This is a genomic window from uncultured Imperialibacter sp., from assembly GCF_963974565.1.
In the GTDB taxonomy this organism is placed as follows: Bacteria; Bacteroidota; Bacteroidia; order Cytophagales; family Cyclobacteriaceae; genus Imperialibacter; species Imperialibacter roseus.
This window is the reverse complement of sequence record NZ_CAXBCJ010000002.1, coordinates 109,937-133,104: the sequence shown is the minus strand read 5'-3', so window position 1 is coordinate 133,104 and position 23,168 is coordinate 109,937. Positions and strand designations below refer to the sequence as shown.

17 protein-coding genes and 1 pseudogene are annotated in these 23,168 nt (G+C 46.8%); 9 read left to right on the top strand and 9 right to left on the bottom strand.

From position 1 onward, the window contains the following. Positions 1 to 139: 139 nt before the first annotated feature. From AAC052_RS03385 to AAC052_RS03375, 3 genes are all read left to right on the top strand, one after another. A complete protein-coding gene (locus tag AAC052_RS03385) occupies positions 140 to 1,642 on the top strand; it encodes a carboxypeptidase (protein WP_339811441.1) in 1,503 nt (500 codons plus the stop codon). A 390-nt stretch (positions 1,643 to 2,032) separates the two neighbouring features. Next, positions 2,033 to 2,398, top strand: coding sequence for a hypothetical protein (locus tag AAC052_RS03380; protein ID WP_339810928.1), 366 nt, complete (start codon positions 2,033 to 2,035; stop codon positions 2,396 to 2,398). Positions 2,399 to 2,449: 51 nt separating this feature from the next. Further along, the gene (locus AAC052_RS03375) at positions 2,450 to 6,619 is read left to right on the top strand and encodes a two-component regulator propeller domain-containing protein (RefSeq protein ID WP_339810927.1); all 4,170 of its coding nucleotides are present in this window, start codon (positions 2,450 to 2,452) and stop codon (positions 6,617 to 6,619) included. A gap of 9 nt (positions 6,620 to 6,628) precedes the next feature. On the opposite strand, the pseudogene AAC052_RS03370 reads toward AAC052_RS03375, so the two are convergent. Then, positions 6,629 to 7,387, bottom strand: a pseudogene (locus AAC052_RS03370) (MBL fold metallo-hydrolase). A gap of 74 nt (positions 7,388 to 7,461) precedes the next feature. Beyond that, positions 7,462 to 8,949: a Na+/H+ antiporter NhaC family protein gene (locus AAC052_RS03365; RefSeq protein WP_339810925.1), complete on the bottom strand. Its 1,488-nt coding sequence runs from the start codon at positions 8,947 to 8,949 to the stop codon at positions 7,462 to 7,464. 135 nt (positions 8,950 to 9,084) lie between these two features. Between AAC052_RS03365 and AAC052_RS03360 the strand changes: the two genes are divergently transcribed. After that, positions 9,085 to 10,281, top strand: coding sequence for a C40 family peptidase (locus tag AAC052_RS03360; protein ID WP_339810924.1), 1,197 nt, complete (start codon positions 9,085 to 9,087; stop codon positions 10,279 to 10,281). 58 nt (positions 10,282 to 10,339) lie between these two features. Here AAC052_RS03360 and AAC052_RS03355 read toward each other — a convergent pair whose 3' ends face one another. Both AAC052_RS03355 and AAC052_RS03350 read right to left on the bottom strand, forming a co-directional pair. Next, positions 10,340 to 10,504, bottom strand: a complete 165-nt coding sequence (locus AAC052_RS03355; protein WP_317491686.1) for a hypothetical protein — start codon at positions 10,502 to 10,504, stop codon at positions 10,340 to 10,342. 111 nt (positions 10,505 to 10,615) lie between these two features. Next, a complete protein-coding gene (locus AAC052_RS03350; protein WP_151996697.1) occupies positions 10,616 to 11,356 on the bottom strand; it encodes an ROK family protein in 741 nt (246 codons plus the stop codon). 129 nt (positions 11,357 to 11,485) lie between these two features. Here AAC052_RS03350 and AAC052_RS03345 point away from each other — a divergent pair, with 129 nt between their 5' ends. Both AAC052_RS03345 and AAC052_RS03340 read left to right on the top strand, forming a co-directional pair. Next, positions 11,486 to 11,818: a PadR family transcriptional regulator gene (locus AAC052_RS03345; protein ID WP_317491688.1), complete on the top strand. Its 333-nt coding sequence runs from the start codon at positions 11,486 to 11,488 to the stop codon at positions 11,816 to 11,818. Further along, complete coding sequence (locus AAC052_RS03340) at positions 11,815 to 14,475, top strand: ABC transporter permease (RefSeq protein WP_339810922.1); 2,661 nt, start codon at positions 11,815 to 11,817, stop codon at positions 14,473 to 14,475. The genes AAC052_RS03345 and AAC052_RS03340 overlap by 4 nt, the downstream gene beginning before the upstream one ends. Positions 14,476 to 14,495: 20 nt before the next feature. Here AAC052_RS03340 and AAC052_RS03335 read toward each other — a convergent pair whose 3' ends face one another. After that, positions 14,496 to 14,747 (bottom strand): glutaredoxin domain-containing protein, encoded by a 252-nt coding sequence (locus AAC052_RS03335; RefSeq protein WP_317491690.1) that lies wholly within the window; start codon positions 14,745 to 14,747, stop codon positions 14,496 to 14,498. Next, the gene (locus tag AAC052_RS03330) at positions 14,744 to 15,916 is read right to left on the bottom strand and encodes a cation:proton antiporter (RefSeq protein WP_339810920.1); all 1,173 of its coding nucleotides are present in this window, start codon (positions 15,914 to 15,916) and stop codon (positions 14,744 to 14,746) included. The genes AAC052_RS03335 and AAC052_RS03330 overlap by 4 nt, the downstream gene beginning before the upstream one ends. 293 nt (positions 15,917 to 16,209) lie before the next feature. On the opposite strand from AAC052_RS03330, the gene nagB reads away from it, so the two are divergent. Next, positions 16,210 to 18,174 (top strand): glucosamine-6-phosphate deaminase, encoded by a 1,965-nt coding sequence (nagB, locus tag AAC052_RS03325; RefSeq protein ID WP_317491692.1) that lies wholly within the window; start codon positions 16,210 to 16,212, stop codon positions 18,172 to 18,174. A 32-nt stretch (positions 18,175 to 18,206) separates the two neighbouring features. Next, entirely contained in the window at positions 18,207 to 19,157 is a 951-nt protein-coding gene (locus tag AAC052_RS03320) for a nitrilase family protein (protein ID WP_339810918.1), read from the top strand. A gap of 25 nt (positions 19,158 to 19,182) precedes the next feature. Here the strand turns inward: AAC052_RS03320 and AAC052_RS03315 are convergent, their stop codons facing one another. Beyond that, a complete protein-coding gene (locus AAC052_RS03315) occupies positions 19,183 to 19,758 on the bottom strand; it encodes a 2'-5' RNA ligase family protein (protein ID WP_339810917.1) in 576 nt (191 codons plus the stop codon). Between the two features lie 95 nt (positions 19,759 to 19,853). On the opposite strand from AAC052_RS03315, the gene AAC052_RS03310 reads away from it, so the two are divergent. Further along, a complete protein-coding gene (locus AAC052_RS03310) occupies positions 19,854 to 21,308 on the top strand; it encodes a gluconokinase (RefSeq protein ID WP_339810915.1) in 1,455 nt (484 codons plus the stop codon). A 16-nt stretch (positions 21,309 to 21,324) separates the two neighbouring features. Here the strand turns inward: AAC052_RS03310 and AAC052_RS03305 are convergent, their stop codons facing one another. Further along, the gene (locus tag AAC052_RS03305) at positions 21,325 to 21,897 is read right to left on the bottom strand and encodes a Maf family protein (protein ID WP_317491696.1); all 573 of its coding nucleotides are present in this window, start codon (positions 21,895 to 21,897) and stop codon (positions 21,325 to 21,327) included. Then, positions 21,863 to 23,164, bottom strand: a complete 1,302-nt coding sequence (locus AAC052_RS03300; protein ID WP_339810913.1) for a DUF1015 domain-containing protein — start codon at positions 23,162 to 23,164, stop codon at positions 21,863 to 21,865. Before AAC052_RS03300 ends, AAC052_RS03305 begins: the two co-directional genes overlap by 35 nt. Positions 23,165 to 23,168 lie beyond the last annotated feature (4 nt).

The window sequence follows — 23,168 nt, the reverse complement described above, 5'->3', positions numbered from 1 at the left end:
TTTACCACCTGGTGCACATTCTTCCACCAGTGGCTACCACTCAACATCTCAATGAGATTTCTATCAAGATTCGCAACGAACGAATTTCATATTTCCCTACTTTTCTCAGGTTCAAATCAACTGACATATACCAATCATGATGAAAAAGATACTTTTAAGAAGTTTGCTGCTGGTCTTCTGTGCCTCTTCCGTGGTCAGAGCGCAGGAGAAAGCGACAGCGATGCCAGAAAGAACCTTGCCAGCTGAGTCAGCAATCACTACCATACATGAGGTGACGATCAAAGGCAAGAAAATCCCCTACAAAGCCACAGCAGGCACGCAGCCGGTATGGAATGAGGATGGCAAGGTAATAGCCTCCATGTTTTATACCTATTATGAAAGGACCGACATCACGAACAAGGCCAACAGACCGCTTGTGATTTCGTTCAACGGTGGACCCGGCTCAGCGTCGGTATGGATGCACATTGCCTACACCGGCCCGAGAGTATTAAATATCGATAGCGAGGGCTACCCGTTGCAGCCATATGGTGTGAAGGAGAACCCGAATTCCATTCTGGATGTTGCCGATATCATTTATATCGACCCTGTGAACACAGGCTTTTCCCGCATCCTGGATCCAAAAGCGGAGAAGTCTGTCTTTTTTGGCGTGAATGCCGACATCAAATACCTGGCTGACTGGCTGGATGTGTTTGTATCCAGAGTAAGCAGGTGGTCATCGCCCAAATACATCATTGGGGAAAGCTACGGCACCACCAGGGTTTCAGGCTTGGCACTGGAGCTGCAAAATGCACATTGGATGTACTTTAACGGAGTAATCCTTGTATCACCTACTGGCCTTGGAATTGACCGTGACGGCCCTGTGCATGATGCATTGTACCTGCCTTACTATGCTGCTACAGCCTGGTACCATAAAATGCTTCCCGCTGATTTGCAAGCCAAAGACCTTGATGAGATTTTGCCTGAAGTAGAGGAGTACACCATCGACGAAGTGATTCCAGCCATGACGAGAGGTGGGTTTATCAGTGAAGCCAAAAGGAAAGAGGTGGCGGCCAAAATGTCGAGATACTCAGGCATAAAGGAGTCTGTGTTGCTACAACACAATTTGGCGATACCTACCAACTTTTACTGGAAGGAGCTGCTTAGAGATCAGGGAATGACTGTGGGCAGGCTCGACAGCCGCTACAAAGGCATTGACAGACAAGATGCAGGTGACAGTCGTGACTACGACCCTGCGCTGACCATGTGGAACCACGAGTTTGCTCCGGCAATCAACTATTACTTGAGAGACGTGCTCAATTTCAAAACTGATTTGCAATACAACCTTTTCGGGCCAGTGCACCCATGGGACAGAAGTGGCGATCAAACCGGCGAGAACCTGCGCCAGGCCATGGCTCAGAACCCTTACATGCACGTAATGATCCAGTCAGGTTATTATGATGGTGGCACCGACTACTTCAACGCCAAGTATTCGATGTGGCAGATGGATCCCAGTGGTAAGCTAAAAGACAGATTGCGGTGGGAGGGCTACAGAAGCGGCCACATGATGTATCTCAGAGCCGAAGATTTGGTCACTTCCAATGACGATATCAGGGATTTCATTCAGAAGTCCCTGCCAGGCCCAAACAAGCCTGCTAAATACTAATTACCCAGTGAGTTTATAGAGTGGAGCTGCCTCGAAAGAGGCAGTTTTTTTTGTCTTCAGGCAATTTGCTGGAATTATAGAATCCCAAAACCATGTAACCTTTCTATCCCCATTTGAAAGTTTATAACGACAGGGTAGGATTACCTAAGGGTGCCCGACAACGCTAATCATGCCAAAATCTCTTGTATTTCACTGATACTCTGCAATTTTTCCTATAACGGCGATTTAACTACGGATGTAAGAAACTACATGGTAAACCCAAAATTGCCCGTTGAGCTGCCCGTAAATTTACGTTCATATAAGTTGGACATATTCAGATGAAGTGGCTGCTAAAGTTTTTCGTCTCATTGTGTCAGCTTCTATTAGTATGACGCTCTTAAATTAAATGATATGAATACAGCAGTAACTCTCGAACAGCCAAAGCCACTGAATATCGACTTCTCCAGTTACACTGACGATGATCAGGAGTTTAAAAAAGAACTATGTCTTCTCCTTATTGACAATGTTAAAGAGCTTCATATCGCCTTACAGGAATCATTGCAAACTGGAGATTTGGCAGCATTCTCTACCGTTTGCCATAAGGTGACGGTAAGCATCGATATGATTGACGATCACCACGTCAATACCCTGATTGAGAAGGTCAAGGACGCATTTTACGCCCAGCATCCACTGCTGATCGCCCAGTATACATCCAGGCTGAGCGCCGCCCTTCTTCAATTGGTCATAGACATCGAAGCTGAGATCGCCATGAGATAGCCGCAATCTATTGCGAGACCATTGACCAGAAATTTTACCCAACACTCTCTTATGAAAAACCTTGCAGACATCCGGAAACAGCGCATTGCTGCGGTCTTATTGTCAATTCTTTTGTTACTAGCACTTGTTTTTACTGTTGCGGCCCAAAATCAGCGCCTGAAGTTCGAACATTTCGGATCCGACAATGGCCTTTCACACAGTCACGTTATTTCCATTTTGCAAGATAGCCGGGGGTTTCTCTGGTTTGGTACCCGTGATGGACTCAATAAGTACGACGGTTACAAGTTTACCGTGTACACCGAAGAGCCTGACGACAGCACGACGATTGGAAGCAACTACATTCAACAGTTGGTTGAAGACAGCCAGGGTAATATTTGGGTAGCAACCTGGGGAGGCGGTTTAAGTATGTACGACCGGCGAAAGGGTAGGTTTTATCGGTTCAAATATAGCGCCGCAGACTCTACCAGCATCAGCAGCAATCTGGTAAAGACGCTTGCGATCGATAAGGATGATAATCTTTGGCTCGGCATGGAAAATGGCACTCTTGACTTTTTTGACAATACCACCCTAACGTTTACACATTTCGCTCACATTCCAGGCGACTCTACAAGCCTGGGCGGATCGACTGTCGAAGCCGTAATGGTTGATAGCCAGGACAGGGTATGGGTGGGAACCTATGCCCACGGCCTCTATTTGCTGAACCCCAACGGAAAATCTTTCACAAAGTTTACGCATGATCCAGCCAATCCCAACACCCTTGCAAGCAACTCTGTTCGGGTACTCATGGAAGATGAGAAGGGAAACATCTGGATAGGGGCTATAGAGGGTGGGCTCAACCTGATGAAAGAAAATGAAACCAGTTTTAGAAAAGTGAATTCACCAGGAGATTTAGTAACAGAAAGCATATATGCACTGGAGGAAGATGCCAATGGAAATATCTGGATTGGTCTTGAAAACGGCGGTGTGTCAGTGTACGACCCAAAGGGCAAGACTTTTGTAAATCATATAGAAAATGACAGTCAGTTTAGCCTGACGAGCAATTCGGTATGGAGTATCATTGAAGACTCAAAGGGAACGATTTGGATCGGTACATTCAATGGCGGAATTAATTATATCGACAACGATTTCAATAAATTTAACCACTTTCAATACAACCCGTCTGCCAATAGCCTCAGCAGCGACAAGGTATTATGTATGATGGAAGATGCTGACGGGCTTGTTTGGATAGGTACGGATGGAGGTGGCGCCAATCTTTTCGATCCGGCTACAGGTAATTTCACACACTATCGGCATGACGGCAACAACCCCAATAGCTTATGCGGCGACTATGTGCTAACCATTATGGAAGACCACGAAGGCAAGCTTTGGTTTGGCACCTGGGCCGACGGCCTGACAGTCTACGACCGTATCACAAATAAGTTTACCCACTATAAAAGTGATCCAACCAAACCTGGAAGCCTCAAAAGCAACAACGTTTGGCGTATATATGAAGATAAAAAAGGAAATATTTGGGTAGGCACTTTCGGCGGGGGCGTCAGCGTTTTTCAAAGAGAGAAGGGAAGTTTTAGGCATTATCTTAACAACCCTGAAGTTTCAACTAGTTTATCCTCCAATAGTGTGACTTCTTTTCTTGAGGATAGCGAGGGTGACTTCTGGATAGGCACGCAGGGTGGTGGACTCAATAAGTTCAACCCAGCCACAGATAATTTTACGGTATTCAAAGAAGGAGAAGGCCCTGGGTCGATAAGCAACAACGTGATTTATAACGTGTTGGAAGATTCCAGCGGCAACATACTGCTGAGTACCAATAATGGCCTCAATATTCTCGATAAACAGACAAATACTTTCAGCGCTCTTCAGGTAAGGGACGGGCTGCTTAATAATATTGTCGCCGGTGTCTTAGAAGACAACCATTATAACCTGTGGATCGGAACTGATAAAGGACTGTCTAAATTTGACAGAGCAAACAAAACATTCAAAAATTACACATCCAATGATGGCCTGCTCAAAGGGGAGTTCAAAGACCATGCATTTTTAAAAACCACCTCAGGAGCGATGTACTTTGGGGGCAACGATGGCTTCAATCAATTCGTGCCTGACAGTATTATTGATACTGCCTTTGATCCTCCCATTGCAATCACCAGCTTCAAAGTGTTCAATGAGGAGCTAGCCGTCAGCACCGATAGTTTGTCAGATGAGGGCTTAAAAATAAGCATCGGTGAGGCCACGGAGGTTTTCCTCCGACACGACCAGACAGTTTTTAGTATCGAGTTTGCTTCGTTGAATTTCACCAAACCGTCTCGAAAGCGGTATATGTACATGTTGGAGGGCTTTGATGAGGACTGGATCGAGATTGGTGAAAAAAATGCCGTTACGTACACCAATCTAGATCCCGCCGACTATATTTTCCGGGTTCGGGGTCTTGACAACGAAGGTCATTGGTCTCAAAATGAGGCATCCCTTGCAATATCGATATCGCCGCCATTTTGGCTTACATGGTGGTTCAAAGTATTTTCCAGCTTCGCTGTGGCAGGTCTTCTGGTAGGTTACTACCGGATTAAGATGGGAAGAGTAAAAAGTCAAAAATTTAGGCTCGAAAAGCAGGTAGAGGAAAGAACCAAACAGCTGGAGAAATCCACGAATCAGGAACGTGAGGCCAGGTTGGAGGCAGAAAAAGCTAACAAAGCCAAAAGCGTTTTCCTGGCTACTATGAGTCACGAAATTCGAACACCATTGAATGGTGTGTTGGGAATGGCCTCTCTTCTGGCTGAAACCTCCCTCGACGACGAACAAAAGGAATATTCAGAAACGATCAAGATTTGTGGTGAAGGCCTGTTGAACGTTATCAACGACATACTTGACTTCTCAAAAATTGAATCAGGCAATATCGAGCTCGAAGAGAAAGACTTTGACCTGAGAAACTGTATCGAAGAAGTGCTGGATATGTTCGCAAACAGAGCGACTTTGGCCGGGCTGGACCTCATCTACCAGATTGGGTACAATGTGCCTACGCAAGTAGTTGGGGATAGTCACCGGTTGAAACAGGTATTGGTAAACCTTGTTAGCAATGCTATCAAATTCACCAAAGACGGAGAGATTTTCGTGAATGTAAAACTGGGACATGGCTCAAATGGCACATTGGGACTGCAAATTGATGTGAGCGATACTGGCATAGGAATTCATGAAGACAAGATAGAACGCCTTTTCAAGCCGTTTTCGCAGGTCGATAGCTCAACCACCCGTGAGTATGGGGGAACCGGCCTTGGCCTGGTGATCTGCGAGCGACTGGTGGGCCTGATGGGTGGAAAAATTGAGGTGCAAAGTACTCCTGGTGTTGGTACGGTATTTTCCTTCAACATAGTTGTTGGCACAAGCCAGCAGGCGCTGCGAACCTACGTGCATTTCAATGTTGCAGGCTTGGAGGGAAAGAAGGTGCTCGTGATTGATGATAACTCTACCAATTTGAAAATTTTGAGTAACCAGCTTGGGCTGTGGAAGTTGGCACCCTCAGTCGCCACATCGGGCAGCGAAGCTATCGAACTGGTGAAACGACAAGGTGCTTTCGACCTCATCATCACAGATATGCATATGCCGGAAATGGACGGAGTGACGCTGGCAAAAAGCTTGAAAAAGCTACATAAGGATACGCCCATTATCCTCTTGAGTTCCTTGGGCAACGATCATCACAAGACATACATCGATCTGTTTGCCGAAGTGCTCACGAAGCCAGTTCGCCAAAGTGAGCTTTATAAGGCGATTATTGACCAGCTAAAGGGGAAAACGCATAAACCAAAAGAGGAGCCAGCAACATCTAACCAGTTGAACGCAGAGTTTTCGAAAAAGCACGCACTCAAAGTGCTAATTGCCGAGGACAATCTGGTCAATCAAAAACTAGCCGAGAGAGTGCTGAGCAAGCTGGGGTACAGTCCGGTAATCGTTCAAAATGGACAGGACGCCGTGGATGCTGTTCGCAGCGGAGGCTTTGACCTTGTGTTTATGGACGTGCAGATGCCTGTGCTCGATGGCCTTGAGGCCACCAAACAAATACGGGCCTTACCTGGCGACCAGCCCGCAATTGTAGCCATGACGGCAAACGCTATGCAGGGCGACAGCGACATTTGCATTGCTGCAGGCATGGACGACTATATCAGCAAACCGATAAAGATCGAAGAACTTGTTGTGTTGTTGAGGAAAGTGTCGACTATGAGTGTAACAGCCTGATAACGCCGATTAGACTGTATTCGCCTTCACCTGCGTTGCCTTATACCTTTTTGTAAGGTTTAAAAGCGCAGAACTGGCATCCCTGCCGAACAAGCCGCCGTGGTAGCAGACGAGCCTGTCTATGGCTAGTCGTTCAAGCTTCTTAACCGATGCAAGGGCCGTTGGCATGTCCAGGGTGAATTGGGGGTTGGCTATTTCCAGCTCTCCATTTTCCACCACTACAGCATCTGCGGCTATCAGGGTTTGGCGATGCGTCAAGTAGATGGAAACGTGGCCTGGCATGTGACCTGGCGTATGAATTACTTCAACTCCTTCCAGCAACTCACCCTCTTTATTCAGCCCAAAGACTTTATCCACCGGAACAGCTTTCATTCACTTTAGTTGGTCAATAAAATAGCGTGCACCTTCTTTGTAAGCCACCGGGAGCTGATCATAGGTGTCTTCAGCCTGGATCAGTCTAAGCGATTTTTTGCTGCCGTCGATATACCCCGCTTCCAGATCTGAAGACCAAACCTTCAAGTGTGGATACTTCGCCTTTATTTCAAAAAGGCTTCCCATATGGTCGATATCATGATGGGTGATGAGAATGCCGGTTAGTTCATTGAAGGAAAGGTTGACCTCACACAAGGCCTCTTCCAGCTTCGGCAGTAAGCCTTCGTAGCCGCAGTCGATGAGCAAGGATTCATTGCCCGATTGAATGACTGTTGGGTAAATGGCCTCTTCGGTGCCATTGAAGTTGAATTTGATCTCAAGTATATGAAAGCTCATTTGAACAGCTGGTTAGCGTTACAAATGACCCAATACGAGAAATGAGGAAAAAAAGTTGACCTGTCTATCAGGCCTTAAAGTGTCACAAAACCCACAATCAGGTACAGCACCACTGTGATGCCACCAGCCACAAGTGCATAGGGCATCTGGGTTCGCACATGGTCGATGTGGTCAGAAGCAGATGCCATAGACGAAATCATCGTAGTGTCGGAAATGGGAGAGCAGTGGTCTCCGAATACGCCGCCACCCAATGCAGCAGCAATGGCTACATGAGGATCGGTTCCAAATGACTGCGCCATGGGCACAGCAATGGAGATCATAATCGCAAAAGTGCCCCAGGAGGTGCCTGTAGAAAAAGCAATGAAACAGCTCACTGCAAACACGATGGCCGGCACCAGCGCAGGCGACAACCAGCTTTTTGTCACTTCCGCAACGTAAAAACCTGTGCCTAATGTCTTACAAAGGCTTCCAATGGCAAAGGCCAGCACCATGAGCAGTGCCATGGAAATCATCCCGCTCATGCCTTTTAGCGTCAGGTTAATCATTTCTTTGCCGGTCATGATGCCCTGCAGGCCATACATGGTAGCCGCCACAGCCAGCGAAGTGATCACGGCATAGGTAACAGAGGCAGAGCCTGATCCACCGCCTATGGCCTCGAAGACGGCGTCAAACATGCCGGGCTGCTGCGACCAGTTGATACTACTCCAGCCAGTATAAACCAGAAAAATGGGCATCATCACAACCATGGTCACGATGGGCACGAGCATATTGATGGCCCGCTGGGGCTTGCCCTCAATGGGTGCTATGATGGTAATCTCCTCTGATATCATCGGCGTGGCGCCATCTGCAATTACTTTGCCCTCCACACGAGCCCTGGTTTCGGCCTTTTTCATCGGCCCAAAATCTTTGTTGGTAATGATGATCCAAAAAAGAAAAGCAACGGCCAGCAATGGATAAAAGTTAAATGGGAGCGAGGCAAAAAGTGTAGAAAAAGGCCGCTCAAAGCCTTGCATAAGAAGCAAGCCCATGATATAGGCTCCCCAGGCATTGAACGGAATCAAAATGCATGAAGGCGCTGAGCTGGAGTCGCATATATAGGCCAGCTTTTCCCTGGAAATTTTCAGCTGATCAAAGAGTGGTCTGTACAATGTGCCTGTAGTAAGCACTGAAATATTGGACTCCACGAAAATGAGCATCCCCGTTATGCCCGCCAGCAGCCTCACATAGAGGCTCTTTTTTTCTACATTATCCTTGTGAGCGCTCTCCATTTTTTTGTTCACATAAACAATGAAGCCCTCCACACCGCCAGACCGCTGAATGAAGGCAATCAGAGCACCGATAAACAAGGTGAAGATCACCGTTCTGGTATTTCCGTCATCTTTGAACACGTCCACCATAGCCTGCACAGTATTCAGCGACCCTATGAAAGGATTCCACCCCGCCAGAATGACGTAGCCCAGCCAAATGCCTATAACAAGCGCAACAAACACCTGCTTGGTGCGAATAGCGAGAAAAATGGCGATAACAGGAGGGAGGAGCGAGAGAAAGCCGTAGTGATCCATGTATTGAATTAATCGTAGTCAGCTAAAACTACTAAATGATTTTATAAAAATTGTGGCTGATATGATTAATGCGTAAAATCGTTTTTGAATTCAACTAGAAGACCTATTCTGTGTAAACAGTGGTCATCAGAAACTATGACAAAGTATATCAAGCCATTCTTTACCATAATTGTGCTGTCTGCGTGTGTGGCAGGTTGCGAGCCGGCCAGCGAAGAACAGAAGGAATCTTTTGCAGACGAAAAAATTGCCGAGATGAAGCTGCAATTTGCTCCTGATAAACGGGTGGCTTTGTTTCAGGTAGCATCACGAAATGAAGGATCAAAGATCGTTTTAACTGGTGAAACAAATATACCCGAGGCAAAAGCAGCACTGCTCGATTCGCTAAAAGGCCGTGGGCTGACTGTCACCGACAGCATTGAGTTGTTGCCATCGTCGGCATTGGAAGGAAATATTTATGGGTTGGTCAACAACTCGGTAGCTAATATCCGTTCGGATCCCCGGCACTCGGGCGAATTGGCCACCCAGGCACTTTTGGGCACTCCCCTGAACGTGCTGAAGCAAAGTGGCGAATGGTACCTGGTACAAACGCCCGACAAGTATATTTCATGGGTAGACCACGGCGGCCTTATGGTGCTTGATAAGGCTGGTTTCGAAACCTGGAAAAACGCCAAAAAAATCATTTACACCCGAGTGGCCGGATTCTCATACATAGCTGGCAGCGAAACTGCTCAGCTGGTTTCGGATCTTGTAATGGGTTGCGTGCTGGAGCTGGTGGGCGAAGGGAAAGATTTCTATCAGGTGAAATATCCCGATGGACGAGAGGCATTTGTTAATAAGAAGGAAGCGAAGCCCGTCGAAGGCTGGCTGGCACAGGCAAACCCCACTGGTGAGAATTTGGCAAACATTGCTTTTCAACTGATGGGCGCTCCCTATCTATGGGGTGGCACATCCACGAAAGGAATGGATTGCAGCGGCTTTACCAAGACAGTATACTTCATGAATGGACTGGTGATTCCACGTGACGCTTCGCAGCAGGTGAACGCTGGCCAGCCGGTTCAATCCGAGCAGCCATTTGATCAATTGGAAGTGGGCGATTTGTTGTTTTTTGGAACACCAGCTACTCCGGAGAAAAACGAACGGGTAGTACACGTGGGGATGTGGATTGGTGACAAAAAGTTCATCCATGCGTCAGGCCAGGTGCGGGTCAGCAGCGTTGACCCCGGCAACGAGCTTTACGATGAATACAATGTCAATCGTTTTTTGAGGGCCCGCAGGTATGCGCCTAACTTTGAGGGAAGTATTCTTGAAATGAAAAATGAAGTCCTTTTCTAATGCAAACGGTTGGCTTAGGCACTTAAACCATGGCATCTAAAATAATTATCCTCCAGGGTTATGAAACGGTCACTGTGTACCTTTTTTCGCCCTTCTTTTTCTCAGTCTGATGGTTGACTGAATACCTGACAGGTTTTTCCTCAAACCTAATGAGGCCTTTTCTTTGGTGAAAAAACCTTGCGGCATCACTAATGGGTGATTTCGGTACAGTTATCTCGCTCATTACTCGTCTGGTTTATGGTGTCTACGTGGTAAAATTACCACGAGGCTCTCAACCAGAAAATGAGATCGGTCAACAGGCGAAAAAGACTTTTGTCAGTTTTTCTGACAAGTGTCAGGTCAACTCTTTTTTTGCAGCGAGGGCTGCTCCAATAATACCGGCATTGTTCCTGAGCTTCGCAGGCACCACCTTGGTGTCAAGATCCAGGTACCTGAAAAATTCCTTGTGTTTTTTGGAGATGCCGCCGCCCACGACAATCAGATCAGGCCACAGCAGAAATTCGAGCCTCTTGAGGTATTCATTGAATCTTTTGCCCCAAACTTCCCAGTCAAGCTCTTGCTTTTCCTTCACACTGGCAGATGCATAGTGTTCCCCGAAAGTGTTGTTCACCATGATATATCCCAGCTCAGTATTAGGGAAAAGCCTTTTCTTGTAGAAGATGGAGGTGCCGATACCCGTTCCCGCAGCCACCATGATCACAGAACCCTTTTCCTTTTTGCCAGCACCAAACTTTACTTCGGCCAGTCCAGCTGCATCTACGTCGTTGATGAGGTGGGTAGGGCAGCCAGTGGCCATTTCGAAGGCCTTACCCGCATTGAGGCCAATCCACTTTTCGTCGATATTGGAGGCGGTCATCACGATTTCTTTCTTAATGGCAGCCGGGAAACCAATGCCAATGATGCCTTTCCAGTCAAAGTGTTCAACAATGGCTTTAACTGTGGCAATCATTGCGTCTGGCGTGGCTGGAGAGGGTGTAGGGATTCTGAACCGATCTTCCATGAATGAGCCTGTCCTTGTATCCACCGGAGCTGCCTTCATGCCTGTGCCACCAATATCAATGCCTAAAACCACCATTGTACTCTGTTTAAAGGATGTTTCCGCTAAGCTATAATATCTCTTTCTATATAAAAATTATTCTTTTACTCTCTTTTGTAGAACAAATAACTACCTACCTTCGTATTAGTTCTACAAAATAGAGTGACTATGAAAGGCGACGTATTGGGTGAGTTTGAAGAAATCATCTTGTTGATAGTAGGGGTGCTTGGCCAGGATGCCTATGGATTGGGTATCAGAGACGAACTTGAAAAGCAAACAGGCCGCAGTGCTGCCATAGGCGCAGTGCACGCCACGCTCAACCGGCTGCAGGAAAAGGGATACGTGGAGTCTGGTATGACAGAAGGAACGCAAGAGCGGGGAGGAAGACGAAAAAGAGTTTTTCAAATGACTGGTTTGGGAAAAAAGGCACTGATTGAGTCAAAGGATGTGCGGGTCAATTTGTGGAGCCAGCTGCCTGATTTGAATGTTGGAAAAATATGAACAATTCATCTCCAGACATCGGAAGACCACCCATTTGGGCCGACAGGTTACTGGAATTCTTCTGTAAAGGTGAGTTGCTGGAAGAGGTGCAGGGTGATCTTGCCGAGTACTATTTCAGAATATATCAGCAGAAAGGAAAGAGGAAGGCGGGTATCGTCTATTGGTACCATGTGATCAACTTCCTGCGCCCTTTTGCATTAAAAAAGCTAAAGTCAAACTCAAATACAACAACAATGATTCGTTTCAACTTAATGATTGCCCTCAGGAACCTGAACCGCTACCGGTTCTATTCTTTCCTGAACATCTCCGGCCTCGCCATAGGGTTGGCAAGCTGCCTTTTTATCATGCTTTTTGTGATGGATGAGCTCAGTTATGACAAGTTCCATCCCGACTATAAAAGGATATACAGGGTGGCATCAGACCTGAGGTTTGGCAACAACCAATTCGATTTCCCTGTTACACCTGCTCCCATGGCAGAGTCGTTCCAGAAAGACTTCCCGGAAATTGAAATGGCTGGCAAAATGCGAACCTACGGCACCGGCCTGGTTAAAAGAGGAGATTCCTTTTATAAGCAAAAGAACATCTTTTATGCTTCGCAGGGGCTGCTAGATATATTTGGGTTTCCCACAGTATACGGCTCCCTGGATGATGCCATTACCGAACCCAACACGATCGTTTTGTCCCATTCGTCCGCCAAAAAAATATTCGGAGACGTTGATCCTGTTGGAGAGAGAATAGAGATAGATGGCCGATTTACTGTAAAGGTTTCGGGCGTGTATGAAGATTTGCCTGAAAACAGCCATTTTCACCCGGAGCTCTTAATTTCGATAGAAAATGACCGAGGCAATGACAATGTTTGGCTGGGCAATAACTACTACACCTACTTTTTACTGAATCCCCAGAATGACGAAACAGGACTTGAAGCGAAATTTGCCTCCGTGTATGAAAAATATTTCGCTCCGCAGCTCAAGGAAATGGTGGGTGTGGACTTTAATGAGATGATGGCAAGTGGCGATCATATCAACTACTACCTTCAACCAGTGGCCGACATTCACCTTAATTCACATTTGGCCGTTGAAGTGGAAGCCAATGGAAGCATGGAGTATGTTTACATTTTCAGCGCCATTGCTTTGTTTATTCTGGTCATTGCTTGCATCAATTTCATGAACCTGTCTACAGCAAGAGCCGCCATGAGAGCCAAGGAGGTGGGAGTCAAAAAGGTGCTCGGATCGGTGCGTGGGCAGCTCATTAGCCAATTTCTTACTGAATCTATTCTGTTCGCCTTTCTGGCTTCCGTGGTAGCTGTTCTTCTCGTCGTATTGTTGCTGCCGCTTTTCAACAGTTTCAGCGGAAAAGAAGTCGGCCACATCCTGCTCGATCAGCCAATTGTTTGGGTTTATCTCGTTGCTTCGGTGTTTGCCATTGGTGTATTGGCGGGGCTTTATCCAGCCTTTTATCTGTCGAAGTATCAGCCCACAGCAGTTTTGAAGGGTACTTACCAGGCAGGTAGCAGAGCCAGCTGGTTTCGAAATGTGCTGGTTGTTTTTCAATTCGCCACTTCGTTGTTCCTTATCATCGGGTCACTTACGGTGTACAGTCAATTGAATTACACGCAAAACCGGGACCTGGGCTTTGATAGAGAACAGGTAATAATACTTGAAAATGTTGGTAATCTTGGAGACAAGAGCAAAGTACTCAGGAACGAACTAGCCAAGGACGCTTCTGTCGTAAATACTTCTATATCATCCTTTTATCCCCTGAGTGACTTCCGTTCTGACCAGCCGTTTCTTCCGGAGGGCACCACCAGCATCGAAGAATCAGTTTCGTGCCAGGTATGGTCTGTTGATTTTGACTACCTAAAGACCTTTGAAATGGAGGTTGTCAGCGGGCGGGACTTCGATATCCAAATGCCAAGTGATTCTTCCGGGGTTGTAATCAATGAGACGGCTGCGAAAAGGTTTGGGATTGACCAGGCACATGGCCAAAAGATCAAGGTGCTTGGTGATTTCGGCATACAAGGTAAAAAGGAATTCACCGTTCTCGGCGTGGTAAAGGATTTTCACTTCGAGTCGTTGAGAAACAATGTAGTGCCTGTTTTACTGTTCATTACAAAATACTCGGCTGACCACATGGCTGTCAGACTAAAGACTGACAACCTTTCCAGGACCCTGGCTGATCTGGAAGAAACATGGAGTCAGGTGGCCGGGGGCATTCCTTTCGAATATCAGTTCCTGAACCAGTCGTTCGAAGCAAAGTACCGGTCGGAGAGCCAGCTGGGCACTATCTTCGCCGTTTTTTCAGGGTTAGCCATCTTTATAGGTTGTCTGGGACTATTTGGACTCTCGGCTTACACTGCCGAAAGGAGAAAGAAGGAGCTTGGTATTCGCAAAGTGCTGGGTGCTGAGGTGTTCTCACTGGTGAGGCTGCTGTTCACCGAATTTTCCGTGCTGTTGGTGATTGCCATAATTGTTGCTATTCCATTGGCCTGGTATGCCATGAATCTTTGGCTCAACGACTTTGCTTACAGGGTAGGCCTGAGTTTGGGCACTTTCGTTGTGTCCAGCCTGATAGTCATCCTGGTTGGATTGGTCACCGTCAGCTTCCAATCCTTTAAGGCTGCCAGATCAAATCCGGTTGACAATCTGAAATACGAATAGTAAGCCAGACAGGCAAGGTGTCAGACCAACTTGTTTCTTTTCAAGCTCTCCCGTAGTTTCTCTATGGGAGGGTTTTTCATTTTATCGTCGCCCACTACTACCATCGGGAATTTTACCTGCCCTCCGTTCATCGCCTTCACTTCCTCCATTGCCTTGTCATCTTTTTCGATGTCCAGAAATTCGAAGTCTACCCACTCACTTTGCAGGTAATTACGAAACCCTGATGTTTTTGGGCACCAGTCGGCACCATAAAGTTTTGGCTTTTCGCTCATACGGAAGAGGTTTTGGCAAAAATATTAGAAAGTCTGTCGGCATTTTGAATGACCAGCGGAGTAATAGCCATTGTTATGATAGCAACCGGAATGAAAACTTTAAAGTTCGTTTCTGAAATCAATCCCTGATTGAAGCCAGCTTTCACAAGGATAAACGAAAACTCTCCGATTTGCATGATCATGAGCGAAGAAATGATCGCCGTTTTAGTAGATACACGGAGCGATTTTCCAGCGAGGAAGCCACCGAAAAACTTGACGATGAGAATTAGGAATACACCCATCATCACAAGCAAAGGGTTCTCAAGAAAGACCCGATAATCGAGGAGCATACCAAGTGATATAAAAAAGAAGCTGATAAAGACGTACCTGAACGGTAAAAAGCAGCTGATGGCCAGTTTGTTGTAGTCAGTTTCAGCCACAATCAATCCTGCTATAAACGCACCCAGTGCCAGCGAAAGCCCTAGGTAGGAAGTGATCGTGGTTATCATGCAAACAATAAAAATGGTAGCGATCAGAAAAACCTCCTGGCTTTTCGTTTTCATCACCGTAGCCAGAAACGGTGGTATCAGGTATCGGGCAGCCAGCACAGCCCCGGCTAAAAGCGCCCCAAGTTTCAGTACCAGGATGGCTATGTCCATGACCCAATCGCTACTCTGCCCCGACAGGATAGGAACCAAAAGCATCATGGGAACGATGGCAATGTCTTGAAACAACAGAATGGCAAGGATCAGCTTGCCGTGGCTTGTGGGAATTTCTATTCTGTCCTGGAGCTGTTTGATCACTATGGCAGTGCTGCTGCAAGTGACAATAAACCCCAGAAATACTGCCTGGTTCCATGAAACACCGAATAGCTTCGAAAGAAGCGTTGAAAGCAGAATTGTGAATATCACTTGAAGCGTGCCTCCCACCAGTACGTATTTCTTAATTTTCAGGAGGTTCTTGATTGAAAACTCAAGCCCTACCGAAAATAGAAGCAGAATAACACCAATCTCCGCAAACACCTCCACCTCGGTGGCCCCATTTAATATGCCGAACGTGGTGGGGCTCACAATGATGCCTGTCAGCAAAAAACCAACGAGATAAGGGATTTTAAAATAATTACATACAAGTACAACCAGGATAGTTATACCGAAAATTATACCTATAGTAAGTAAAATAGGAAGATGCATAGGGGAACTGGATTGGTGGTATGCTTTTGTCTAAAATTTCATGAAATTTCCAACAATAGCAAAAATTCAATCGCAGAAGTAGTAATTTGAAAGGCTCACGCCGGAGAATTGAATATAAAGGGCAACACTCAGCAAAGAAGGCCTTGCCGGAGCGGGAGTGAAGGGGTGCCCATAGGGCCGACGATAGTAGAAGTTCAGAAGATTGAGAAAAAACAAAAAATGCTTTCAAATAGCTTTGTGTGCGCACACATTTTTTATACCTTGCAACAGATTTGGAAACAAACGACACCAAGATGACAACAAAAACCGCCAAGGGATACGACTTCGTCGCTGTGCCTGACATCAGAACAGTAGATAAAAAGGAACTGACACGTTTTGAGAGGATTCCCACAGAGATTTTGCCTACCAGTCAGCTGGCATCGCTAACCGTGGCCAGGGAAATTGCTGAGCTGATCAAGTCCAAAGCTGCCAAAGGAGAAAAGTGTGTGCTGGGACTTGCCACAGGTTCCACACCAACGCAGGTGTATAACCAGTTGGTAAGAATGCATAAGGAAGAGGGGCTCAGCTTCAAAAATGTGATCACATTCAACCTGGATGAGTACTTTCCTATGCAACCAAATGAGTTGCAGAGCTATGTGCGGTTCATGAAGGAGTACCTGTTTGACCATGTAGACATCGACATGGCTAACGTAAATATTCCTGATGGCACTGTGGCCAAGGAAGATGTTTACGAATACTGCCGGAACTATGAGGCGAAAATCGACAGCGTAGGCGGTATTGACCTACAGCTTTTGGGCATCGGCCGCACCGGTCACATCGGTTTCAACGAGCCAGGTTCTTCAATAACCTCTCCAACAAGAATGATCACCCTCGACCACATCACAAGGGTGGATGCCGCAAGTGACTTTTTTGCACAGGAGAACGTCCCACGCCATGCCATTACCATGGGCGTCGGCACTATTATGAAAGCCAAGAAGATCATTCTGATGGCCTGGGGCGAAGGGAAAGCCAAAGTTATAGCAAGAACAATTGAGGGCGAAGTTTCGGAGCAGGTACCTGCTACTTACCTCCAGCGTCATTCAAACACCCAATTTTATCTCGACATTTCTGCTTCAGCAGAGCTCACAAGAGTGAAAACCCCATGGCTGGTGGGTGAGGTTACCTGGGATGATTACTTATCGAAGAAGGCTATTATCTGGCTTTGCCAGAAGATGGAAAAGCCTGTCCTCAAGCTCACCGACAGAGATTATGCAGAACATGGCATGAGCGATTTGGTCACGGAGCATGGCCCCGCCTACCAGATCAACATCAGGTTGTTCAACGAGCTGCAGCACACTATCACAGGTTGGCCTGGCGGAAAGCCTAATGCCGACGATACACACAGACCAGAAAGGGCAATGCCTGCAACAAAACGTGCCATCATCTTCAGTCCACACCCCGACGACGATGTAATCAGTATGGGAGGTACGTTTATCAGGTTGGTCGATCAGGGGCATGAGGTTCATGTAGCTTACCAGACATCTGGCAATATTGCGGTGTTCGACGATGATGTGATCCGTTTTGCTGACTTTTTCCGTGACTTGAGAAAAGAATTCAACTATTCCAATCCTCAGGAAACAGATCTCTATAAAGGAGTGAAGGAAGCTTTGAAAAAGAAAAAGCCAGGAGAGGTAGACACGCCAGAAGTGATGAAGATCAAAGCCTTGATCAGGCGTTCAGAGGCCAAAGCGGGTGCCAGGTATGTCGGCATTCCTGATGAGCAAATGCACTTTCTGGACATGCCATTCTATGAAACTGGCAAGGTGAGAAAGAAGCCTATTGGCGAGGATGATATTAAGCTCATCATGGATCTGCTTGACAAGGTGAAGCCTCACCAAATCTATGCCGCTGGTGACTTGTCGGATCCGCACGGTACGCACAGGGTATGTCTTGACGCCATTCTCCAGGCTGTTGACAGAATGAAAGGTGAGAAGTGGATGGATGACTGCAGGGTTTGGCTCTACAGAGGTGCATGGCAGGAATGGGAGATTGAGAACATCGACATGGCTGTGCCAATTAGCCCTGACGAACTCATGAGGAAACGAAAGGCCATCTTCAAACACCAGTCGCAGAAGGACGCTGCTGTGTTCCCTGGCAACGACGCCAGAGAGTTCTGGCAGCGGGCTGAAGACCGAAACCACGACACCGCAAGGATTTACGATTTACTTGGCCTGGCTGAGTACGAAGCCATTGAAGCTTTTAGAAGATATTATTTTTAACAAAAAGGGGGCGCTAAGCCCCTTTATTTTTTATGGAAAAGAAGCCAATTAAGATTGCAGTCGCCCAATTTCAACCTAAGGATGGCGACAAAGCTTACAATCTCTCAGTCATTGACAAGCTCGCCAAAGCAGCCAGCGACAGGGGTGCTGACGTCATCAGCTTTCATGAAATGTCGGTGACAGCCTACACGTTTTTCAAGAACCTTTCAAAGGATGAGGTATTTAGCCTGGCTGAGGCAGTTCCAAATGGCCCAAGCTGTCAGCAGTTGATAAACATTTCCAGAAAACACAACATAGCAGTGTTGGCTGGCCTTGTGGAACTTGACGGGGACAAAGTATATAACACCTATGTGTGTGCAACAAAAGATGGTGTGATAGCTAAGTTTCGTAAGCTTCATCCATTTATTAGTGAATACCTTAGTCCCGGCAACGAGTATGTTGTTTTCGACCTGCTGGGTTGGAAATGTGGCATCCTGATTTGCTACGATAACAATGTGGTAGAAAATGTGAGAGCCACCGCACTATTGGGTGCCGAGGTCATTTTTGCGCCTCACGTAACCATGTGCACCCCGTCTGCCATGCCAGGCAGGGGTTATGTCGACGATGCTCTCTGGCAAAAAAGAGACGTCGACCCCGTGCCACTTCGCATGGAGTTTGATGGCCCGAAAGGAAGGGCCTGGCTGCTCCGCTGGCTACCAGCAAGGGCCTATGACAATGGTGTGTACTACGTCTTCACAAACCCTATCGGCTATGACGGGGAGCATCTGAAAAATGGCAATTCCCTTATCCTTGACCCGTATGGGGATGTTTTAACTGAAATCAAGTGCTTTGAAGATGAAATAAGCCTGGCGACCATAACACCGGAAAAGCTTACACTGGCCGGTGGTTATCGTTACAGAAAGGCGAGGAGACCTTCACTCTATAAAGATATTATCGGCAAAGAGCATGAATCAAGTACTCAGCCCACCTGGTTGAAATCATAGCCATTGTTGACGATCAACCGTCTTTTTAATTGCTTGCCAGCATAATTTCCCTGTAAGGGCCCCACTTTAAAGGGTCTTCTTTCTGCTGTTTTCTTTTGAGAATAACCAGCCTATCGCAGGTAAAAGATTTTTGGAAACGCACGGTCTTGATATCATCCCAGGCTTTCTCAAACAAATCGAGGGGAATAGTTCGCCCGAGGGTAATGTGCGGATCGTAGCTATGCTTTCGAAGCCTGAAGAAGTTAGCCAGCCACTTTTGAAGGTAAACGATGCTGTCCTTTCTCTCTATGTTCACGTACAGCGTTCTACTTTTTTGCCCGTGAGAGTAGTAGTCAAAACCATTAACATCTACCTGAAAGGAGGGCATCCAACTAATATTCATCAGTTCCAGCATGTGGTCCATTTGATCAGTGCTGGAAATGTTAAAAAGAGAAATGTGCGGCGTAGAATGATGCCCTGCATATCGGCTGCCGATGGCATTAAAAACACGGTCTTTTAAAGCCACAACATCTTTTTCTATCTCTTTTAAATGGATCAAAAACAAATATTCGAACACCTGCTGACTTCTCTGGGCTGGAAACAAGGAAGAACTTTCGCTCATCTGGATCAAATTTTAGTCTTGGTTTTCATATTAGTAAAAAGAAACGATTTAATTCGCCATAAGTTTACAGATCATAGTTTTTCGAACACAATTGGATGCAGTACCTCGTAGGTTTAGACATTGGCACTACCAGCACAAAGGCAGTAGCATTTGGCATTGATGGCAGGCAACTCAAAGTAGTCAATAATAATTACCCTCTTATTTCTCCGCAGGAAGGTTGGTTTGAACAAGACCCGGGACAAATTGTCAATGCGTTGGAGGCTGCGCTGAACACGCTTGTTGAACAGTTAGGTGAAAAGCCGCTGGCTGTAAGCATCTCGTCGGCCATGCACGGGCTGATGCTGATAGGCAAAAATGGAGAACCTATAACGAACCTGATTATTTGGGCGGACAATCGAAGCGACAAAGAAGCCAGACAACTAAAAGCCAGTAAAGAAGGGGCTGCCATCTATTTTGCGTCAGGTACACCCATTCACCCCATGTCGCCGCTGTGTAAATTGCTCTGGTTACAAAAAAATCGACCAGACCTGATGCAGCGGGCAGAGAAATTTGTTTCGATCAAGGAATACATTATCCATAGATGGACAGGGGAGTACCTGTTGGATCAGTCGCTGGCTTCAGCCACCGGGTTGTACAATAACGAGTCGACAAAATGGAATGACCTGGCGCTGCAGGTGGCCGGAATAAAGGAAGGGCAGTTGCCTGAGGTAGTACCAACGACGACAATTCTCCCGAAGCTCAAAGCTGGCGTCGCTCAGCAGCTTGGTGTTGAAGCGGATACTCCGGTGGTTATCGGGGCCAGTGATGGCTGCCTGGCCAACCTGGGATCAGGAGTGCTTGATGCAACTACCGCCTCGCTCACCATCGGCACCAGCAGCGCCTACCGCAAGACTATAGACAAATTTGTCAGAGATGAAAAGCAAAGTGTATTCAACTACATCCTCACAAGTGACTTGTACGTTGTTGGCGGGCCATCTAACAATGGTGGAGTGGTGGCCCAGTGGTTCGAAAAGGAATTTGGCGATGGAGAGTTTGACGAACAGGCGCTGCGATCTGTAAGGCCCGGCAGTGACGGTTTGATTTTTCTCCCTTACCTGCTGGGTGAAAGAGCGCCGATTTGGGATCCGGAGTCAAAGGGTGTGTTTTTCGGCGTACAGATGAACCACACGAAAAATCATTTTTATAAGGCCGTGTGGGAAGGAGTTTTCCAGGCAGCCCATCATATTGCGGAAACTGTTGACCAGGTAACCGGAGAGGTAGAAAAAGTGGTAGTCAGTGGCGGCTTTGCCAAGTCAGATTACCTGATTCAAACCCTTTCCAATGTGCTTCAGAAGCCTTGTTGGCTGTGCAATTCTGCTGAAAGTTCGGCATTTGGAGCGGCTATTCTTGGCATGCATGCCATTGGTGAACTGAACGATTTGAAAGATGCGTCGAAGCTGGTGCATTTCGAAAAGGAGTTTTTGCCCGACCCGGCGGAGGCAGAGGTGTACAGGGATGGCCTGGAAAAATCGAAGAGAATCTACGGCAGACTTAAAGATGAGTTCAACTAAAGTGCCAATGGGCCGCTCACAAACGGTACTTTAGTAGCCTTTGGTATACTTCCTGAATGGGTAAGCCCACCACATTGAAATAGGAACCTTCTATGCCTGTGATGCCAATCATGCCAATCCACTCCTGGATGCCATAGGCACCTGCCTTGTCGAACGGTTTGTAGTTACTGATATAATAATCAATTTCTCCATTGGTTAACCCTTTGAAAGTTACCCGGGTTGATACCGAAAAGGCGTCAGTCCCGTCTGGTGCTGCAATGCAGACACCGGTAATTACATCATGTGACCTGCCCGATAGCCTTGTAAGCATTTCAAAAGCCTCTTTCTCGTCGGCTGGTTTTTCCAAAAGCTGGTTATCCAGCACAACTGTCGTATCGGCTGTGACAATGATGGCATTGGAAAGCTTTTTGCAATAAAAGGCACTTTTTTTCCTGGCCAGGTATTCACCCACGCCCGTTTTTTCCAAGGCGGCTGGGTAGCTTTCATCCACCTGCTCGGTGTAGACTTCAAAATTAAAGCCGGCTTCTCTCAGCAGCTGTTGCCTCCTGGGGGAGTTAGAGGCTAGAATCAAAGGGTGACGTAAATTCATCTTCTTGAATAGATCCAAACAGAAAACCGCAAATGACTTTGGGGTAAAAATAAGTAGACTTTTGAGGGAGGGTATACCCACTCAAACACACTTCTTTGATTGTTTCGATAGATATGTCTTTGGTAATCACCGCAAACTGTGCCTCTCCGCTCAATACACTTGAATGACATTCAGTGAAATTTCGTTCGAACGATATCTTTTCGGATCTCGTTTGGTCTTTGCCGGCAATGCCCAGTATCTTTTCGAAAATAAAATAGTGCATCACGGTCAAATCAAGCTCTTTGATTTTATCAGGAAAGTTCCAGTCAATGAGGTCGATGCATTCTGGCTTGAGTCGTATTTTGTAGGCCTCGTCACCCATAAGTAAACCAAAAGCCCATTGCTTACCGAGAATGATCTCATTGACATCGGAGGCATTTTCCACCAGTTTAATAATAAAATAAGCAGCCAACTTTTCGAGAAGTTGGGCCGGGGCAAAGTCGGAGATGTTTTTCACCAGGCGATGGGTAGGCAAAATTCTTAAATCGTGTGCCTCCGTGTTGGTGAAGTACATCATATGGTAATTGAAGGCTTCTTTGCCAGTAGCCGTCGGCTCTTTGGCCAATTGCATTTTTTTGTACCTCAACGATCCCTCATACCGGTGGTGTCCGTCCGCCAGTATTATCTGCTTGTCTCGCATGATTGATACGATCCTTCGAATCGATGCCGCATCATTCACCACCCCGAGCACATCCCGCACTCCCTGATAGTCTTCCGCTTCATAAATTGGCTGCTGGATGCTGGCATCCAGCATCGCCTCTATCTGGAAGTCGGGGTCGGTATACAACCCGTGTGTGGGGCTCACGTTGAGTTTCGTTTCTTCGAGAATGGCCACCCTGTCGTCAACCGAATGCGGCATCGTGCTTTCGTGTCGCATCAGCACTTTATCTACCCAGTCGTAAGCCCGGATAAAGGCAACAAAACCTTTGCGGCAGTATTCTTTGGTGTCGCCAGGCAGGGTAAAATACTGGAAGTAACTATAAATGCCCGGCACCATGTCCTGAACAATTACTTTTTCGTCCTTCCACTGCTGGAGAGTTTGCCCTGCTTTCCAGGCGGCGTTCTCTCCCTGGGGCACCGACAAATGGATGCTATTGTGTGGATTTTGGTACAACCTGGCTCTTTGCTTCTCAGAAACAACGTCGAAAAGGGGGGAAGTTAGTTCGTCAATTTGTTTTCGCAGCTTGTAGTTGTATCTCCAGGCTTTAAAGGGTCTTATCTCTGCCATTCCT

Coding starts and splice junctions, on each gene's coding strand:
- AAC052_RS03385 (WP_339811441.1), top strand. CDS start 140: ATGAAAAAGATACTTTTAAGAAGTTTGCTGCTGGTCTTCTGTGCCTCT.
- AAC052_RS03380 (WP_339810928.1), top strand. CDS start 2,033: ATGAATACAGCAGTAACTCTCGAACAGCCAAAGCCACTGAATATCGAC.
- AAC052_RS03375 (WP_339810927.1), top strand. CDS start 2,450: ATGAAAAACCTTGCAGACATCCGGAAACAGCGCATTGCTGCGGTCTTA.
- AAC052_RS03365 (WP_339810925.1), bottom strand. CDS start 8,949: ATGGATCACTACGGCTTTCTCTCGCTCCTCCCTCCTGTTATCGCCATT.
- AAC052_RS03360 (WP_339810924.1), top strand. CDS start 9,085: ATGACAAAGTATATCAAGCCATTCTTTACCATAATTGTGCTGTCTGCG.
- AAC052_RS03355 (WP_317491686.1), bottom strand. CDS start 10,504: ATGAGCGAGATAACTGTACCGAAATCACCCATTAGTGATGCCGCAAGG.
- AAC052_RS03350 (WP_151996697.1), bottom strand. CDS start 11,356: ATGGTGGTTTTAGGCATTGATATTGGTGGCACAGGCATGAAGGCAGCT.
- AAC052_RS03345 (WP_317491688.1), top strand. CDS start 11,486: ATGAAAGGCGACGTATTGGGTGAGTTTGAAGAAATCATCTTGTTGATA.
- AAC052_RS03340 (WP_339810922.1), top strand. CDS start 11,815: ATGAACAATTCATCTCCAGACATCGGAAGACCACCCATTTGGGCCGAC.
- AAC052_RS03335 (WP_317491690.1), bottom strand. CDS start 14,747: ATGAGCGAAAAGCCAAAACTTTATGGTGCCGACTGGTGCCCAAAAACA.
- AAC052_RS03330 (WP_339810920.1), bottom strand. CDS start 15,916: ATGCATCTTCCTATTTTACTTACTATAGGTATAATTTTCGGTATAACT.
- nagB (WP_317491692.1), top strand. CDS start 16,210: ATGACAACAAAAACCGCCAAGGGATACGACTTCGTCGCTGTGCCTGAC.
- AAC052_RS03320 (WP_339810918.1), top strand. CDS start 18,207: ATGGAAAAGAAGCCAATTAAGATTGCAGTCGCCCAATTTCAACCTAAG.
- AAC052_RS03315 (WP_339810917.1), bottom strand. CDS start 19,758: ATGAGCGAAAGTTCTTCCTTGTTTCCAGCCCAGAGAAGTCAGCAGGTG.
- AAC052_RS03310 (WP_339810915.1), top strand. CDS start 19,854: ATGCAGTACCTCGTAGGTTTAGACATTGGCACTACCAGCACAAAGGCA.
- AAC052_RS03305 (WP_317491696.1), bottom strand. CDS start 21,897: ATGAATTTACGTCACCCTTTGATTCTAGCCTCTAACTCCCCCAGGAGG.
- AAC052_RS03300 (WP_339810913.1), bottom strand. CDS start 23,164: ATGGCAGAGATAAGACCCTTTAAAGCCTGGAGATACAACTACAAGCTG.